This window comes from Spiroplasma endosymbiont of Othius punctulatus (assembly GCF_964019505.1).
Classification (GTDB): domain Bacteria; phylum Bacillota_I; class Bacilli_A; order Mycoplasmatales; family Mycoplasmataceae; genus TIUS-1.
In genome coordinates this window covers 50,212-68,176 of sequence record NZ_OZ026449.1, presented here as the reverse complement: position 1 = coordinate 68,176, position 17,965 = coordinate 50,212, and the positions used below count along the sequence as shown (strand labels likewise).

20 protein-coding genes are annotated in these 17,965 nt (G+C 30.0%); 3 read left to right on the top strand and 17 right to left on the bottom strand.

The features are described from left to right. Positions 1–5: 5 nt before the first annotated feature. The 5 genes from smpB to secG all read right to left on the bottom strand — a co-directional run bounded on the left by smpB (position 6) and on the right by secG (position 4,142). A complete protein-coding gene (gene smpB, locus AACL07_RS00355; protein ID WP_338983646.1) occupies positions 6–449 on the bottom strand; it encodes an SsrA-binding protein SmpB in 444 nt (147 codons plus the stop codon). A 92-nt stretch (positions 450–541) separates the two neighbouring features. Beyond that, positions 542–1,171: a hypothetical protein gene (locus AACL07_RS00350; protein WP_338983645.1), complete on the bottom strand. Its 630-nt coding sequence runs from the start codon at positions 1,169–1,171 to the stop codon at positions 542–544. Positions 1,172–1,241: 70 nt separating this feature from the next. Next, positions 1,242–1,655, bottom strand: coding sequence for a hypothetical protein (locus AACL07_RS00345; RefSeq protein WP_338983644.1), 414 nt, complete (start codon positions 1,653–1,655; stop codon positions 1,242–1,244). Between the two features lie 101 nt (positions 1,656–1,756). Continuing rightward, a complete protein-coding gene (gene rnr / locus AACL07_RS00340; RefSeq protein ID WP_338983642.1) occupies positions 1,757–3,853 on the bottom strand; it encodes a ribonuclease R in 2,097 nt (698 codons plus the stop codon). Between the two features lies 1 nt (position 3,854). Continuing rightward, entirely contained in the window at positions 3,855–4,142 is a 288-nt protein-coding gene (gene secG / locus AACL07_RS00335; RefSeq protein WP_338983640.1) for a preprotein translocase subunit SecG, read from the bottom strand. Between the two features lie 55 nt (positions 4,143–4,197). Between secG and AACL07_RS00330 the strand changes: the two genes are divergently transcribed. Further along, entirely contained in the window at positions 4,198–4,593 is a 396-nt protein-coding gene (locus AACL07_RS00330) for a rhodanese-like domain-containing protein (RefSeq protein WP_338983638.1), read from the top strand. 52 nt (positions 4,594–4,645) lie between these two features. Here AACL07_RS00330 and AACL07_RS00325 read toward each other — a convergent pair whose 3' ends face one another. The 7 genes from AACL07_RS00325 to hprK all read right to left on the bottom strand — a co-directional run bounded on the left by AACL07_RS00325 (position 4,646) and on the right by hprK (position 11,565). After that, positions 4,646–5,797: a lipoprotein gene (locus AACL07_RS00325; protein WP_338983636.1), complete on the bottom strand. Its 1,152-nt coding sequence runs from the start codon at positions 5,795–5,797 to the stop codon at positions 4,646–4,648. Positions 5,798–5,989: 192 nt separating this feature from the next. Further along, entirely contained in the window at positions 5,990–6,214 is a 225-nt protein-coding gene (locus AACL07_RS00320) for a helix-turn-helix transcriptional regulator (protein ID WP_338983635.1), read from the bottom strand. After that, positions 6,214–7,146, bottom strand: coding sequence for a DNA-binding protein WhiA (gene whiA / locus AACL07_RS00315; RefSeq protein WP_338983633.1), 933 nt, complete (start codon positions 7,144–7,146; stop codon positions 6,214–6,216). The genes AACL07_RS00320 and whiA overlap by 1 nt, the downstream gene beginning before the upstream one ends. Positions 7,147–7,166: 20 nt before the next feature. After that, entirely contained in the window at positions 7,167–8,312 is a 1,146-nt protein-coding gene (locus tag AACL07_RS00310; RefSeq protein WP_338983631.1) for a prolipoprotein diacylglyceryl transferase family protein, read from the bottom strand. A gap of 27 nt (positions 8,313–8,339) precedes the next feature. Continuing rightward, a complete protein-coding gene (gene trxB, locus AACL07_RS00305; protein ID WP_338983629.1) occupies positions 8,340–9,260 on the bottom strand; it encodes a thioredoxin-disulfide reductase in 921 nt (306 codons plus the stop codon). Positions 9,261–9,274: 14 nt separating this feature from the next. Further along, the gene (locus AACL07_RS00300) at positions 9,275–10,645 is read right to left on the bottom strand and encodes a prolipoprotein diacylglyceryl transferase (RefSeq protein ID WP_338983627.1); all 1,371 of its coding nucleotides are present in this window, start codon (positions 10,643–10,645) and stop codon (positions 9,275–9,277) included. Between the two features lie 2 nt (positions 10,646–10,647). Beyond that, complete coding sequence (hprK, locus tag AACL07_RS00295) at positions 10,648–11,565, bottom strand: HPr(Ser) kinase/phosphatase (RefSeq protein WP_338983625.1); 918 nt, start codon at positions 11,563–11,565, stop codon at positions 10,648–10,650. Positions 11,566–11,659: 94 nt separating this feature from the next. Here hprK and AACL07_RS00290 point away from each other — a divergent pair, with 94 nt between their 5' ends. Further along, the gene (locus tag AACL07_RS00290; protein WP_338983624.1) at positions 11,660–12,253 is read left to right on the top strand and encodes a YigZ family protein; all 594 of its coding nucleotides are present in this window, start codon (positions 11,660–11,662) and stop codon (positions 12,251–12,253) included. A 7-nt stretch (positions 12,254–12,260) separates the two neighbouring features. Beyond that, entirely contained in the window at positions 12,261–13,223 is a 963-nt protein-coding gene (locus AACL07_RS00285) for a 5'-3' exonuclease (RefSeq protein ID WP_338983622.1), read from the top strand. Positions 13,224–13,304: 81 nt separating this feature from the next. Here the strand turns inward: AACL07_RS00285 and AACL07_RS00280 are convergent, their stop codons facing one another. From AACL07_RS00280 to atpH, 5 genes are read right to left on the bottom strand one after another with little or no spacing between them, the layout of a single operon-like run. Further along, positions 13,305–13,592, bottom strand: coding sequence for a hypothetical protein (locus tag AACL07_RS00280; RefSeq protein ID WP_338983620.1), 288 nt, complete (start codon positions 13,590–13,592; stop codon positions 13,305–13,307). Beyond that, positions 13,585–14,985, bottom strand: coding sequence for a F0F1 ATP synthase subunit beta (gene atpD / locus AACL07_RS00275; RefSeq protein WP_338983618.1), 1,401 nt, complete (start codon positions 14,983–14,985; stop codon positions 13,585–13,587). The genes AACL07_RS00280 and atpD overlap by 8 nt, the downstream gene beginning before the upstream one ends. A gap of 14 nt (positions 14,986–14,999) precedes the next feature. Beyond that, the gene (atpG, locus tag AACL07_RS00270; RefSeq protein WP_338983616.1) at positions 15,000–15,839 is read right to left on the bottom strand and encodes an ATP synthase F1 subunit gamma; all 840 of its coding nucleotides are present in this window, start codon (positions 15,837–15,839) and stop codon (positions 15,000–15,002) included. Beyond that, on the bottom strand, positions 15,839–17,410 hold the full coding sequence (atpA, locus tag AACL07_RS00265; protein ID WP_338983614.1) for a F0F1 ATP synthase subunit alpha: 1,572 nt from the start codon (positions 17,408–17,410) through the stop codon (positions 15,839–15,841). Before atpA ends, atpG begins: the two co-directional genes overlap by 1 nt. 2 nt (positions 17,411–17,412) lie before the next feature. Beyond that, a complete protein-coding gene (atpH, locus tag AACL07_RS00260; RefSeq protein ID WP_338983612.1) occupies positions 17,413–17,964 on the bottom strand; it encodes an ATP synthase F1 subunit delta in 552 nt (183 codons plus the stop codon). Position 17,965: the final 1 nt, after the last annotated feature.

The following is a 17,965-nucleotide window of genomic DNA, read 5'->3' as shown; positions in this document are numbered from 1 at the left end:
TAGAGTTATTTTTTAATATTGTTTAATCTTCTTGATATATCTCGTTCTTTAATAGTTTCACGTTTATCAACTGTATTCTTACCACGAGCTAAACCAATTTCTAATTTAGCTAACCCTTCTTTTAAATATAGTTTTAATGGAACTACAGTTAAACGATCTTCTGCTATCTTGTGCACTCATTTGTCTATCTCATGAGCGTTTAATAACAAGTTACGAGTTCTTGTTGGTTCGTGTCCCTTTTGAGTCGAGAACTCATACTTAGGGATGTTCATATTAAGTACTTGTGGTTTACCTTTTTTCATTAATATATACGATTCAACAATTGAAGCATTGTTAACACGTAAAGATTTTATCTCTGATCCAAGTAAGGAAATACCAGCTTCATATGTATCTAGTATTTCATAATTAAATTTAGCTTTTTTATTAACAGCTATTATTTTTTGTCCCATGATATTTGTTCCTTGTTGTTAAGTTAATTATATACAAACAAAAACCACAAGTTTTAATCTTGTGGTTTTTGGCAACTTTTTAACTTGAATTATTATTGGTGATTCAATGATTTAAATTTATTTTGATCAATTTGAGTTTTTTGAATTGCAAATTCTTCACTTACTTTTGACTTGATATTTGATAAATAAACTAAATTATCATATATTGCTTTTTTTCTAAATTCTTCATCTAAAATAAAATTCAATAAAATTTGGTGTTGCTTAAACAATTCAAAGAAATGATTATATTTATCAGCTTTTTGAATTGAACTGTCACTTTCACCCCTAATACTATTGTTAATATCACTTTCAATGATTTCAGCAGTTTTTCAAATTAATGAAACTTCTTTTTTGTTTTTAACAGAAACATATTTTTTTAAAAATGAGTAGTCAATTTCAAAAGCACTAATTTTTCTGTCCTTTATTTTTTCGGATTTATCTTTAAGCTTTACTGTTTTTGTAAAAACTAGCATATCCACAAATAATTCACTTTTTTTATTTATTGAATTATTTGCCTTATTAAATCAACCATCCAATACTTTTTTATTATTGTTTATAAAAACATTTAATTCTTTTGAATAATTCAAAACGAATGAAATATATAATTTTTCGTAATACGATTCATCTAAACTTAATTCACAAGCTTTGTTGTTTATAAGTTCTTCTCTAAATTTTTCGTTCATATCAACCTCTCTATAAGTTAAACATAAATAATATACATATAATGTATATAATTATTTTACCAATATTTTATTACTTTTTCTTTTTAATCTTGTTTTTAGAATTAATATTCTTTGTTCTCCGGATGGTTTCGAAAGAATCTAAATACATATTTGAATTATCAACAAATTCGTCATAGTCATTATCATTAATTATAATTTCGGCATTTTCATCTGTAAGTCGATCTTGCAACAGTAATTTAGTCTCTAAAGAAAGTTTTATATTTTCTTTTGTTAACGATTCTATTTCTACGATTTTTTCAATAATTAAACCTAATGTCTCTGTTGTATTGGCATTAATTTTAGATGCTTCATTTTTATTTTTATTAGATTCTTCTTCAAGTAATTTATTTTTTTTAGTTGAACGAATAAAAGAAAATATAGAAAATGCAAATGTCACTAAGGCCAATATATTAACGAAGATGGACAAGTAATCATATCAATGCATTTATGTTTCCCATTTTATTATTTAATATTAATTTAAATAAATTTATTTTCAAGCATAAAATTAAATAAGGTTAAATAAATTTCAAAGTTACCATCCTAGTGTTATTTAGTTGGTGCAAACATAAAGTCGATCATACGTTTTTTAACGTCTGCGTCTTTTACTTTGATTTTTATTTTTTCACCTAGTTTTCACATTTTTTTATCGGCAGTTAACATAACTCCACCTTTTTCATCATATACAGCTCCAGGCATTGAAGAGATATGAATTAGACCTTCTACTGAGTTTGGCAATTGTACAAAGATACCAAATTTTAAAACAGCTGAAATTATACCTTCATATTCTTGTCCTATGTACTTTGTCATATATTCAGCCATACACATTTTATTAACTTCACGTTCAGCATTGATTGCTTTCTTTTCTGTTTCATTAATAATTTTACATGCACGATCTATAAAACTTTCTACAGCATCTAAGTTAGTGTTATCTTTTTGGATAACAAATTTTTTTAGATATCTATGAACCATTAGATCTGAATATCTACGGATTGGAGAAGTAAAGTGAGTATAGTATGGAACTGCTAAACCAAAGTGTCCAATGTTATCTTGTTCATATGCAGCTTTTTGCATATGGTGTAACAATGTAATGTTGATAACAGTTTTTCTTGTTTGATCTTCAACAGCTGCATCAATATCTTTTAAACCTTGCGATAACGCTTTTGGAGTTATCCCATCAGTTATATTAATCTTAGTATTGATTCCAAGCATTTTTAAATTACTAATTCATTCAACAATACTTTCTTCTTCTGGTTGTCCATGGTTTCTATAAACGAATGGTTTTTTTAAATCTAATACAACTTTAGCTACAGCCACATTAGCAGCCACCATGAAGTTCTCAATTAGTTTTTCACTTTCACCACGTTCTCTTGAAACAATATCTATTACTTCAAATTTGTCATTTAAAACAGCTTTTGGTTCTGGTATTTCAAAATCAATTGTTCCTTCAATTTTTTTTCTTTTTTCTAGAACTTGGTGTAGTTCAAAAGAAATATCAAGCATGTCTTGGATTTCTTTTGAATACTCAGTTTTTCTAGTGTCATAAAAGTCATTAACTTTTTTATAAGTTAATCTTCCTTTTGATTTCATGATTGATTCATACACATCTGTTTTTAGGTGTGTACCATCTTTATCAATTAAGATATCAGCGACCATACAAAGTTTATCTTCATCAGGATTTAAAGAACAAACTCCATTAGATAATACTTCTGGTAACATTGGCAATACTTTGTTAGCAAGATAAACGGAATTACCTTTATAAAGAGCAGCGTTGTCTAATGCTGTTCTTTGTTGTACGTAATAAGACACATCAGCGATAGCAACCGTTAATAAGTAGTTATTACCAACTTTAGCTACACAGATAGCATCATCTAAGTCTTTAGAGTCATCTCCATCAATTGTAACGATTGTTTTATCATATAAGTTTCTTTCCATACGCGCTTTGATATCTGGAGCATTCTTATTGATTGGTTCAGCGACGTTATCAGCTTCTTGTAATACGTTTTGATCAAACCCTGGTTTGCAATCATTTTCGTACGCTACAGAGATTATTCTATCAACTGCTTTATTGGCGTCTCCAATGATTTCTTCTATATAAACAAATAGTTTATTTTCTTTTACGTTAGATACTTTTACACGAATAATTAGATCTGGTTTTAATTTATATTTTGATTTGTTAACTAAAACAATTCTGTAGTTAATTAAAGCTTTATCACTTGGGATAAAGTCCAAAAACTTTTTATCTCTGCTTTCTTCTAATGTACCTACCATGAATTTAATTTCACGTTTAATTACATCAATTACGTTCCCGCGAGTTCTACCGTCATTTTCAGTAACTATATTAAAGATAACTGTGTCATAAGATAGACAACCATTTAAACCAACTCCTGGAACAAAAAAATCATCATCACCTACTTCGGGTTTGATGAATCCAAATTTTTTTGAATTGATTCTTATTGTTCCTAGTTGTTGATCTTTGTTAACTAAATAAACCATATTGTTTATCGAATAAACAACTTCATTTGTTTCTTCAAATTCTTTTAATGCTTTTGTCAAAGCATCGTTGTTCATATTTAATTCTTTTGTTAAGTCAGAAAAAGAAATTGCTTTCTTACCTTTCAAGATGTTTAAAATTTTATTTTTCATTTTATAGAATAACGTTCGTTAGGATGGCCATGATAATCGATATCAACGCTAAAGATATACCTAGACCAAACATTACTTGTGAGAGTGTTTTGTCTAGACCGCGTTCTTTTGAGTTGGCGAACAATTCATCATTCCCACCGTTAAGTGCACTTAAACCTGTTTGCGATTTTTTATTTTGGACTAACCCTACAATAATCATTACAATGGCTATTATCATACATATTACTTCTAATATGAATACTGCCATTTCTGTAGATTTAATCTGTGATTGTACCGCAAACAAGTTCATACACTTTTCTCCTTTAAGGATATGATACTATAATTTTAAGTATATAAGGTGATTTATGCAGTGACTAGATAAGGTATTTTCGTTTATTAATTTTTTATTTGGTAATTGATATTGAAAAAGAAAATTCAAACATAAGTACAGCACATCATTAAAGAAAATCTTAAATTCAGATAAATGACAAGTAATTGACTTAAGACCTAGTGCAGCATTTAAAGAACACCATTTAAAGGGTTCAATAAATATTCCAATCACCAATTTTAAACTAAAGTATTATGAAAAAATTAAGCTAAGAAAAAAGATACTTTTAATTAGTGAAGATTATAGAAGTAATCTAAATGTTTATTTAGATCTAAAAGAAAAAAGAATGCATCCCTTTGTTTTGTTTGGTGGATATAGTTCAATTAGAAACAACCCAAAACAAGATGACTTAACAGTTGCTAATTTAATATAAAAAATAATCCGTAAGGATTATTTTAGTTTTATAAATATATTATGTTTTTAAATTATGCTTGGTAGTAGAAAGCGAATAATTCGTTATTGTCGTCATTTGCTTCGATTGTTACTTCAACAGCTTCACCTTTGTAAACTTTTGATCCTTCTTTAACTGATACAGAAATTTTACCTTCAGTAATTGTTCCGAATTCAACTTCTTTATCGTCTAGACCTTCGTTTGCTGCTATGATTGCTGCTTTAACTGTTTCAACATCTTCAATTTTGTCTTCAGCAACTTTAACTGTTTTTACAGTTAAAACTGTATTTAATTCAACAGCTTCATCATCACCTTTGATTGCTTCGATTGTTACTTCAACAGCTTCACCTTTGTAAACTTTTGATCCTTCTTTAACTGATACAGAAATTTTACCTTCAGTAATTGTTCCGAATTCAACTTCTTTATCGTCTAGACCTTCGTTTGCTGCTATGATTGCTGCTTTAACTGTTTCAACATCTTCAATTTTGTCTTCAGCAACTTTAACTGTTTTTACAGTTAAAACTGTATTTAATTCAACAGCTTCATCATCACCTTTGATTGCTTCGATTGTTACTTCAACAGCTTCACCTTTGTAAACTTTTGATCCTTCTTTAACTGATACAGAAATTTTACCTTCAGTAATTGTTCCGAATTCAACTTCTTTATCGTCTAGACCTTCGTTTGCTGCTATGATTGCTGCTTTAACTGTTTCAACATCTTCAATTTTGTCTTCAGCAACTTTAACTGTTTTTACAGTTAAAACTGTATTTAATTCAACAGTATTATCTGCCTCTTTAATTTCAAATGTGAATGTAGTAATCACTTTTGTAGGTTCTGCTTCTTCAAATGCTTCAGGTGATTTAAATTCATCTGCTTCAAGTGACACAGTGTATGTTCCAACTGCCAATTCTTTTGGCGCTGTTAAAGTACCTGTTACTATCATTTTTGTTTCTGCATCAACTGTTGCTGCAATCATGAAATCACCCTCAACTGCTTTGTCATCTAATTTAACTGATGCTATTGCAATTGTTGATTCTTCAACTGCTTTGTCAAATTTTGTACCTTCAGTAATTGTGATTTCTTGTGTTGTTTCAACTGGCGCTGGATCAGTTCCACAAGATACAATAACTGCACCTGTAGAAACAACTAATCCGGCTGCTCCTAACATCGCTAATAATTTTTTCATATATAATTTCCTCTTATTTTTTGTTTAATTATTATTGCTATATCGATCATCGAGTAATAATATTTTTTATTCGATTTGTATGTTCTACTTTTCGATATGCTTATAGTAATTATCAAGTAAAAAAATACACAATCAAGTGAAATTGGTAATAAATTCTATTTTTTTTTTTTTTTTGTAATTAAAATTTATTTTCTATTTTTTAAACAATTCGTCTACATTTACATGTAGTCCTTTTGCTATTTTTTCAACCGCTTTTAATGATATGTTTCTATATCCACGTTCAGCATCAGATATATAGTTTTTATGTAAACCAGATTCAAAAGATAATTGTTCTTGAGACAATTTTCTTTCTATTCTAATTTTTTTCATATTTTTTGCAAAGATCATTATTATCTCTGGCGTATTCTTGTTTTCCATTAGTTTTCTATTTCCTTTACTTCTCTTTGAATTATTTTAAACAAATTACTAATACCAGCTTTTGTTATATCAATCCCCTCAATTCTCATTAGGTATTCTAATTCTGAATAAGATGACTCAGGGTTTTCTAATCTTATTTTACACAATGCTTGTATTTTTTTTGATAACTCTAAACGTTTCTTTGACTTGGTTAAATCATTAATTCAACCAATTTGTTGTTCAGCTGCTTTAGTTGTTTTCTTTTGATTGGAAACATCTAAGTTTATTGTTCTGTTTAAACTATTTTGAAAGTCTCTATCTATTCTGGTTGTTTCATATTTCAACATTGATTTAGTTGAATCGATATATCTTAGAAAATCAGATATCAATGTTGAACGTTTCATATAAATTACAAACTTGTTTTTTCTTGTAATTAGTTTGAAAGGAAAGCCTTTCAATATTTTCATCACATATTGTGCTGATTCAATTTCGTTAAATTGTAATTCTAAATGATAGTTTGTAGTTGTTGGTGAATTAACAGAACCACAACTCACAAACAAACCAGCAATATAAGATCTGTGGATTTCTTCTGTTTTAATTCATTCTTTAGGTATTTCAATTATTTTTTTTGCACCTTCGAAATCATACATATTTTGTTCTATTAAAAAGTTTTGGATTTCTCCAGAAAGTATCAGTTCATATACTTTATGTTTTTTTAATTTTTGAGATTGAATAATTCTAATATCAATATCACCTTGAAATATTACTTTTAAATGTTCATATACTGCACGTATAACTTTATTACTTGTAGACGACATTTGTATTGTCAAACCTTTGTTAGTAATAGAAAAAGTTGCATTGTATTTAATAAAGGCATTTAAAAAGGCGACAACTTGTCGTTTTTCAAATGTATGAGAAAGTATATCTTCTTTTACTTCTAGTGAAAATGACATATGTGTACCGCCTTTGTTAATTATTTACTTAAATAAAAATATTGTTTTTCATATTTATATTCAGGTCTTCTTAATATATATGGTGCTATAAATTGATAAAAAATAATCATAGCAAGACCCGCAAATGCAGTAAGTGAAATTAATGCAACAGATAATGGTTTATCATTCATTATAAATAATGAACCTTCAGCTTTGAACACTTCTAAACTTACACGAATAATATTTCAAAAGAATAAGTATGCCCCAACCTTAACACCGCTGTGTAGTACAAAGTAGCTATCAGGATTGTTTGCTTTATATAAGGCTTTTCCTTTTGATCAACGTGTTTTGTAACTATCTAAGCTTTCTTCATATTTTTGTCTTTCATCTGAATTTATTTTTTCAACAAATCCATTATTTCAGACACCTTGATATGAGTTAGGGAAATCTTTGTTTCAAAATATAAATGATCTAAATGTATCTTTTGTATTTATGCTAAATTCATCTTTATATTTTTTATTTGGTCCAGAAAATATAGAAACAAAATATGGTGCACCAACTATCGCAGCTCATGCTAAACCTAATCCAATTGATTCATATAAGAAGAATGGATGCATTAAGAAATAATCACCATCATTAACTGTTACCAAATTTTTTCAAAAGTTAGATAACGCATCAACTTGATCAGGTGTTAGTTCCATCATTGGATTTCCAAACAATTCATGGTTAGCGTAATTACCTCACCTTCCAATAGCTTGTGCTAATAAGATGTGAGGTAATATTGCATCAAGATATGCAAGTGTTGAAATCTTATATTTTCTTGTTACATATATTGCAACTGGAACAGTTCCAACTGCTGCAAATATAATTCCACCATGAATAGCCATACCAGCTTCTCAAAACGCAATTAAGTCTAAAAAGTTTTGTGATTTACTTGTATCTAGTTTTCCAAAAATTGAGGCACCAATCAAGGCAAGTGGAACAATAAACGAAAGTGAAATTATTACTTCAGTGATTGGAATTTTTCTAATTCTGCAAGATATCACCGACATGATAATTGCTACCAATATTGAAGATGATATTAAAAGCGCATATACCTGAAATGGCCCAGCACTTAATTGATCATCGAAAGTTCATACGCCACCTGGTTTTGTATACTTAGCTTCATCTCAGTTTCATCATTCCATTTTATACCTCCAAATTAATAATAATTGTTAGTCTAATTTTTCTAAATATTTAACTGCTTCTTGACCCGCAAGAGCACCATCGGCAACCGCTGTGGCAATCTGTCTGAACGGTGTAACTCGTACATCACCAGCAGAATATAATCCTTTGATTGTTGTTTCCATTTTTTCATTAACAATAATATTTTTTTCAGTGTTAACTAATTTTTTATCCATGAAGTGTGTTTCTGCAGTTTGACCAATGAATGGGAAAATTGCTGATACTTCAATTGATTTTGTCTCATTTGAAATAATGTTTTTAATTTCAACGTTTGCAACTTTTTTGTCACCATTAATTTTAGTAACAACTGAATCTAAAATGAATTCAATTTTTGGATTTGTTCTTGCTTTATCAACTGATTTTTTATCAGCTCTAAATTCTTGTCTTCTGTGGACTAAGTATACTTTGTCTACAAATCTTGTTAAGAAAATTGCTTCTTCAATAGCAGAATATCCACCACCAACTACAACTACTTCTTTACCCTTGTAAAATGCACCATCACAAGTTGCACAATACGAAACACCTTTTCCATATAGTTCAACTTCACCAGGAACACCAATTAAGTTTTCTTTACTTCCAGTTGCTATGATTAAAGCTTTTGATTCAATAACTTCAGCATTTTCAAGTGTAACTAAAAATGTGTCTCCGTCTTTTTCAAATGTTTCTAATCCTGAGTAAATAAAGTTTGCTCCCATCGCCATTGCTTGTTCATAAAATTTCATTCCAAGTTCTGGTCCAGTAATTGAAGTGTACCCTGGATAATTTTCAACTTCAGCAGTTCTAATTACTTTCCCACCTGGTGCACCCTTTTCTAAAACAGCTACTTTATATTCGGCACGACTTACATAAATTGAAGAAGTCAAACCAGCTGGTCCTGCCCCTGCAATTATTACATCAAATTTTTTGTTCATAATTTATCTCCTTGTTAATATGATTTTTCATACAATCATTCTGATTGTCTTCATTTATATGGTGCTATAAATTGCACCATAAATAGTGTGAACACAGATATTAAAAATATAGTTGCTAAGAATATATAGTTAACAACCATTGAACCTTTAAAGGTTAAATCAAATCCTGTTCTCTGGTGTTCTAAACTCATACGAATGATTGAATAACCCATTAGATATAACGAAGCTTGCACACCACTGTGCATCACCTTATAACCGTCTGGGTTGTTTAAATTATACAACATTTTAGAGTTCTTTGTTAATCCATTGACTATCTTAAATCTTGATCACTTGTATGGTTTTAATGCTTCTGCTTTTTCTATTTTAAGTTGTTTAATTTCTTCTTTGTCATGTGTTGATTTAATTTTTAGATTGTACTTATTTTTAATAAGTAAATATTCATTGCTTGCTTTTACTTGTATATCTTCGTGTGCAAGTAACTCATTTGAATACTGTTCTGATTTTTTACTATCAGGTTCATAAAAATAATAAGCTTTACGTCAAGCGTTAGCTTTTGTATATCAATACTTACCGTTTCCGTCTGTTTTTAAATCTAATTCACGTTGAACAGGAATTGCTAATAACTCATCTTTAGTTATTGCAATTCCTTTAATTGGAAATGCTTTAGGATTTTTCTTTCAAGGCTTTGGACCTGAGATTTTAAATACTCAAGGAACAAGGAACATGATTATAAAAAATAAAAGTAAGTCGGCAAATGATTCATATAAGAATAATGGTTCATGAAATGTATATCCTGTAATTAATTCAGATATACCATTTTCATCAAATTGATACATTGGATATAATCTAAATTTAATGAAATCCGGTAATCAATCAATTTTTCATAACTCATCTTCACCTAATGGATTTCCTAAAATTTCATGATTAAAGAGATTCCCTCATCTACCTATTGCTTGTGCTAATAAAATGCAGGGAACTATGCAATCTAGATAAACCCATATTGATATATGAAGTTTGTAACAAACTCGTCGGAGATATATGTATCCAGCAAATGATCCAAAGACCATACCACCAAACAATGACATACCAGATCTTCAAAACATAAAGTAGTTTCAAATTTTTCAACCATAATCAAAACCACCTAGTTTTCCAAAAAACGAAGCACCTATAATTGCACAAGGTAGTGCAATGTAAGTTAGGTTTAACATGTTACCAAGTGGTATTCTTTTTTTTCAAATTCTAAAATAGATTAAACCAACCGCAAGAAAACCTCCGATTGTTATAAAAATTGGGTACATGAAATAAAGAGTTTCTGCTGAAACCTCTTTTCCAGATGCCATTAATTCTTCTAAAGTTTGTGAACCATCTCAGGGTAGAGATTTCATTTTTATTCTTCAAACTCCTCTAGTCTTTTAGATAAGATATCTGTTGCAGGAATAAAGTCATTTGCTTCAGCCGTTTTTAGTTGGGCTACTGCAGTTTCAATTAAACTTGATAGGTTTCTACCAGATGATACTGGCATTTGAATATATGGAATACCAATTCCTAAATACTCTTGTTTTGTAAAATCATTTCCTAGTCTATCAAAAACATCTTCTTTGTTGAATTCTGTAATTTCAATAACAACATCAATTAGTGTTTCTTTTTGAATTATTTGGTAACCAAATAATTTTTGAATTTCAACAATCCCTATCCCACGCACTTCGATCAAGTTTGTTAATAGAGGGTGTGATTTTCCAAATAATTTATTAGCTTTTTTAGAAATAACAATTCTGTCATCTCCTACAAATAAGTGATTTGTTTTTACTAAATCCATTACTAACTCTGATTTACCAATTCCTGATTTACCAATTATTAAAACACCTTTACCAAAGATGTTTACAAGTGAAGCGTGCACTTCAATTGTTTCACTGAAAAACTCATCAAGGAAACCCAAGATGTTTTGTGTAAATGAACTTGTTTTTTCATCTGATGATCTAAGTACAGGTATTTTGTAATTTTTAGCAACATCAAAAATAAGTTTGTTTTTAAATTTAGTTGTCACAACTATAGCTGGTACATCTAATTTAAAAACACTTGTTAATTTATCGATTTGTTCTTGTTTAGAAAATTGGTTTAAGTATTCTTGTTCTTTTGAAGAAAGTAACATTATTCTGTGAGACTTTGAACCTGTCGGTACAAAACCTGCTAACTCAAGGCCTGGTCTATTCATTCCATACGTCTTAATAACATTAGTTAGATATTCACTTCCGCTTTCTACTTTTAAGTCAAAATATTCAACTATTCCTTTTACTGTCAATTTCATAATTACCTCATTGCTTATATTCTACTATATGGTTGTATAAAACAAAATTCAAATTGATTGGTTTTGCTATAAAATAATATTGTTAATGGTAATTATGAAAATTTTAAAAACTGACATTATCTATACAAGTGAATTTGTAATCAAAAAGTCGAAATTCATTACCATTATTAAAAAGGTCTCTTCTAAATCAGACGTTGAAACTATTATCAAAGAAAATTCAAATAGCGATGCACGACACAATTGTTGAGCTTACGTTTTTAATGAAGACGGAATCATTAGGGAGTCATTTCACAATGATGGTGAACCACTAGGAACTAGTGGTGACGCTATGTTGAAAACCCTAAAATCTATGTCTTTGACCAATATTATTGTTTTTGTTATTAGGTACTTTGGTGGCACTAAATTAGGTGTCGGACCATTAGGTCGATCATATACCCAAGGAATAAAAACAATTATCAACGATAATGATTTATTAAAGGATTTAGAATTTGGGATTCAACTCACCTTTTCTTTTAATGTTTCGGATATTAAAAGAATTGATTCAGTCATCAAGAATGGTTTTTCAGAAATCTCAAGATGATATGAGAATGATCTTGTATGAATTAAAACAATTACAAAAGATAACAAAAACTTAACATCTATTGTTGGGTTAATAAATATTACAGAAGAAAATAAAATTCTGTTCTAGGAGTACTATGGTCAATAATAGTCAGACACCAAAAAAACCAATTTTAGTTATTGATGGATATCACTTACTATACAAAGGTTACTATGGTTCGCTTAAAAGAAAAAGACAATCATTAAATCGTGATGGACAATTAATAAACGCTGTTTATGTTTTTGTTTACAACGTTTCTGAATTAATTAAATCAGGTAAATATCACACAGTGATTGTAGCGCTTGATGTAGGTAGAGCTTGTTGAAGAAAAGATTTATATCCAAGATATAAAGAAAAAAGAAAAGAAACACCAGAAGATCTAAAACCACAAATGCAAATTATGCGTGAGTTTTTAGACTCAGCAAGAATCCCAAGATATGAACACCCTACTTGTGAAGGTGATGATGTTATTGGAACAATTTGTACAATTGGTTGTAAGTTAGGATTTGACTTTGAAGTCCTATCAAGTGATAAAGATATTTATCAATTGGTTAACAATAAAGTTAAAGTTATTTCACAACAAACAAACAAAGAAGAACCTGTTGTAATTGATGCTGATAAGGTAATGGAACTTATGGGTGTTGAACCAAAATACATACCTGACTTAAAAAGCTTAACTGGAGATAGTTCAGATAATATAGCAGGTGTTAGAGGTATACATCAAAACACTGCTCTGTCACTTATTAACAACCATGGTACCGTTGATGAGATCTTAAAGAACATAGATACAATAGAAGGATTCAAACCTACTGTTATTTCTAAGTTGAAAGACAGCAGAGAACAAATTGAGGTTTCAAAAAAAATAACAACTATTCAATGTAATTTGGATATTGGGAGAATTAATTTTGCCCCTTTAAAAATGAACTACATTGGACTTAGTGGTTTTTTGAAACAACAAAAAATGTTTTCATTCTTAAATCTATTTAAAGATGAAGTTGAATGACAAAAAGAAATGCGTAAAAAAAGATATGAACGCAATGACGAAATAACTAAAAAATAACCCTCGTTTAATTACGAGGTTTTGTTTTGCAATTTTGAAATAAAAAAACCACCCTAAACTAGGATGGGATAATAAATATAATTAAAACTTATAACCTTGACTATCAACATCATAGGCATTTTGAGTTACTATTTTTACTACGTTTTTTTTAAGTTCAAATATACCTCTGTGGATATGAATGTATCTAAAGGTATTACTTTTAGCTTCTTTCAATTTGACATAAGATAAACGCAAACTACCAATTAGTGGCATGTGGTTTTTCAATAATGTAACTTGTCCATTTGTTGTTGGAATTGTTATTTGATCAATTTTTAATTTATCAACATATACACCGTTAGGAGTTACAATTCTCAATTCCAAACTATCCATTATTTTCTTCCTTTCTGTGTCTTTCGATTACTTCATCAATTGATGCTGCAAACATAAAGTGTGATTCAGCAACGTGATCAACTTCACCAGAAATTATAGATTTAAATGATTTAACATTATCTGCTGCAGAAACATACGCACCTGGTCTACCAGTAAACTTCTCACCAACTGTAAATAGTTGTGACATGAAGTTTCTTATACGACGTGCTCTGTTAACAATAATTTTATCGTCATCAGATAATTCATCCATTCCCAAGATGGCAATGATTGATTGTAGTTCTTTATATTTTTGTAAAATTTCTTGAACCTTAACTGCAACATCATAATGTTCTTGTCCAACAATTTTTGGATCTAACATTCTTGAACTTGAGTTTAATGGGTCAATAGCTGGATAAATTCCTAAAGCTGCAATTGAACGATCAAGAACAATTTTTGCATCTAAGTGAGCAAAAGTTGTAGCTGGAGCTGGGTCAGTCAAGTCATCAGCTGGAACATAAACTGCTTGAACTGATGTAATAGAACCTTTCTTAGTAGAAGTAATTCTTTCTTGTAGTGCACCCATTTCTGTTGCAAGTGTTGGTTGATATCCTGCAGCTGAAGGTAGTCTACCTAATAAGGCAGACACCTCTGAACCAGCTTGAGTAAAACGGAAAATGTTGTCAACGAATAATAGAACGTCTTGATTTTTTTCATCACGGAAATATTCAGCAATTGTAAGACCAGTTAGAGCAACCCTCATACGAGCACCTGGAGGTTCGTTCATTTGACCAAACACCAATGATGTTTTATCAAGAACTCCAGCTTCTTTCATTTCGAAGTATAGATCGTTCCCTTCACGAGTTCTTTCACCTACTCCAGCAAATACCGAAATACCACCATGTGCTTTGGCAATGTTATTAATTAATTCTTGAACCAATACTGTTTTACCAACACCGGCTCCTCCGAATAATCCAATTTTTCCACCTTTAGCAAAGGGTGTAATTAAGTCTACGACTTTAATCCCAGTTTCTAAAATGTCTGTTGTTGTTGAAAGGTCTTTGTAACTTGGTGCTTCTCTGTGGATTGGCATAACTTTTTCACCAACCAATTCAGGTAGTCCATCGATTGGTTCACCCAATACATTAAACATTCTACCTAAAGCTTTTTCACCAACAGGAACACTAATTGCGTGTCCTGTGGCAGTTGCTTCAGTTCCTCTTGAAAGACCTTCTGTTGAACCCATAGCGATTGTTCTAACAACATTATCACCAATGTGTTGAACTATTTCTAGGACTTCTTTTTTACCTTGTAATTGGATTTCGATTGTTGAGTAGATTTTTGGCAATTCACTTGTTTCAAATCTAACATCAACAACTGATCCCATAACTTGGATAATTGTACCTTTTAAATTCATAATTCGATCTCCTATTATTGAGCAGACGCTCCTGCAACAATTTCTGTAATTTCTTGTGTAATATTTTCTTGACGTTTTCTATTAAATTGACTTTTCAATTCGTCTACTAAGTCTTTTCCGTTTTTAGACGCATTGTCCATAGCTTGTCTACGACTAGCTTGTTCTGATAAGTGTGATTCCATAATTGATCCAAAAACAATTGTACTTAGATAAAAGTTAATTGAGCTCTTTAGAATTTCTGAAGCGCTTGGTTCAAAAAGGAATTCATTTCTGTTAGTTAAATTTTCTTTTTTTACAATTGGAAGAATGTCTAAAACTGTTTCTTCGAATGTAACGTTGTTTATAAATTTTGTATATAGGATTTTTATTGATTGGATTGAACCACTGTTATAAGCGGCGATCATATCTGCTGTAAGTTCAGCAGTTACGTCTTGGATTGTAAAGTTTTCATCAACTGATAAAAATTGATTTACAACATTTAAATTTTCAGCTTTACAAAAATTTCTCATTTTGTTTCCGACGATTACATAATCATCAGTTTTACTAATATGTTTCTTAGCTAACTTTATGGCGTTTGAATTATAACCACCACATAGTCCTAAGTTTGAACCAACAAGAATTCATAATGTTTTCTTGGGTACAAAGTCAGAGTTACACATGTATTGTGAATCACTAGTATTTGCAATGATATCAACAAATAACTTATATGTATCGCGCATGTAATCTTGCATACCCAATACTTTTGAACTAAGCTTTTTGAATTTTGATGTTGCCACCATTTCCATAGCTTTAGTTATTTTGTTTGTATCTTGTGTTCTAGCTATCTGATTTTTTAGTTCACTTAAATTTGCCATTAAAACTTATCGTAATCTTCTTGTCTTCCGTAATCTAAAGGATTGTAATCAGGAATTGTAGATATTGATTTTTTAATTAGTTTTTTAATTTCTGTAATAGCTGTTTGTTTGATATCTTCTGAGAATTCATTTTTTTCTTTAATACTTTCATAAATTGCTTTACCTGCAGCATCTTTCATAAAGAATTTAATGATAGCAAGTTTTAAACTTTCAACTTTTGAAACTGGAATTCATTTAACTAATTTTTCATTAATTGCCAATAGGACAAGTGTTTGTAAAATTTGGTCTAATGTTTTCCCTTCTGGTTGTCTTAAGATTTCAACAATTTTTTCACCATGAGATAATATTGATCTTGTGTTTTCATCTAAATCACTTCCGAATTTTGAGAAAGCTTGTAGTTCATAGTATTGAGCAAGTTCTAGTTTCAATGTTGAAGCAACTTGTTTCATTGCTTTAATTTGAGCTGATGAACCAACCCTACTTACACTTAACCCTGTATCTACAGCTGGTCTAATGTTTGCATTAAATAATCTTTCTGATAAAAATATTTGACCATCAGTAATAGAGATAACATTAGTTGGAATATATGCAGAAATATCTCCTGCAAGTGTTTCAATAATTGGCAACGCAGTGATTGAACCACCACCATATTCTTTTGTTATTCTAGCTGATCTTTCTAATAATCTTGAGTGTAGGTAAAATACATCTCCAGGGTACGCTTCACGTCCTGGTGGTCTTCTTAATAATAATGATAGTGTTCTATATGCTTGAGCATGTTTAGATAGGTCATCATAAACAATTAAAACATCTTCTCCACTGAACATTCATTCTTCAGCAATAGTTACACCAGTATATGGAGTAATGTATTGAATGGGTGCTGATTCACTAGCAGAAGAAGTAACAATAACTGTATATTCTAATGCTCCATTTTTTCTTAACTTTTCTACAATTTGAGTAACTGTTGATTCTTTTTGACCAATAGCTACATAAACACATTTAACGTTTTTACCTTTTTGGTTAATTATTGCATCGATTGCAATTGTTGTTTTACCAGTTTGACGGTCACCGATTATTAACTCTCTTTGACCTTTACCAATTGGTATTAGTGAATCAATTGCTACAATTCCAGTTTCCATTGGTTGATCAACAGATTTACGTGACATAACTCCTGTTGCAATTCTTTCAACTGGTAAAGTTTTAGTTGTTTCAATTTTCCCCAATCCATCGATTGGTTGTCCGATACCATTAACTACTCTACCTAATAAAGCGTTTCCTACACCAGTTCTTACAACTTCTTTAGTACGTTTTACTCTGTCACCTTGAACAATTTTTGATGCATCTCCCATAATAACAACACCAATTGATGACTCTTCTAGGTTCATAGCCATTCCAGCTATTTCTCCAGGGAACATCAATAACTCACCGTTCATTACATCTTCTAAACCAGATACTGTGGCAACACCGTCACCAATTGAAAGAACAATTCCTTCTTCTGATTTAATAACTTTTGAACTATAGTTTTTTATTTGTTGTTTTATTACTTCTGAGATTTGATTTAATTTAATACTCATAATTAACCTTCCATTTTTTTAATAGATTCTTTTAAATCTTCGAACCTAGATTTTAGGGATCCGTCAAAGACGTTATCTCCTACTACCACTTTTATTCCAGCGATTAGATTTAAATCTATCTCTTCGATAAAGTGGATTTTTCTGTTAAATTTTTTTTCCATTTTTTCTTTAATTTTTTCAATTACTGATTTTTCTAAAGTCTTCGTTGAAACAATTTGTCCAAAAATGAAATCTGTGTTTGTTGATAAAAGTTGTTTTTTTGTTAATTCAAATATTTCTCTAGCACCGATGAATGCATCGCACTCAACCATGTATTTGATTGCGTTTAATAGCAACCCATCTACACCTTGTGCTCCGAACGTATCTTGAATTAGACCATCGACATCATCTTTTGATAATTTATCTAAAGATAATAGCGTTGTTAAAGAGGGATTGTGATTTAAACCATAACATATAGCACTAACTTGTTCTAACATCTCTGAACGTTTATCGTTCTCTAATATTAGTTGGTATAGTGCATGTGCTCAGTTTTGAATTACTTTTTGTTTTAACATA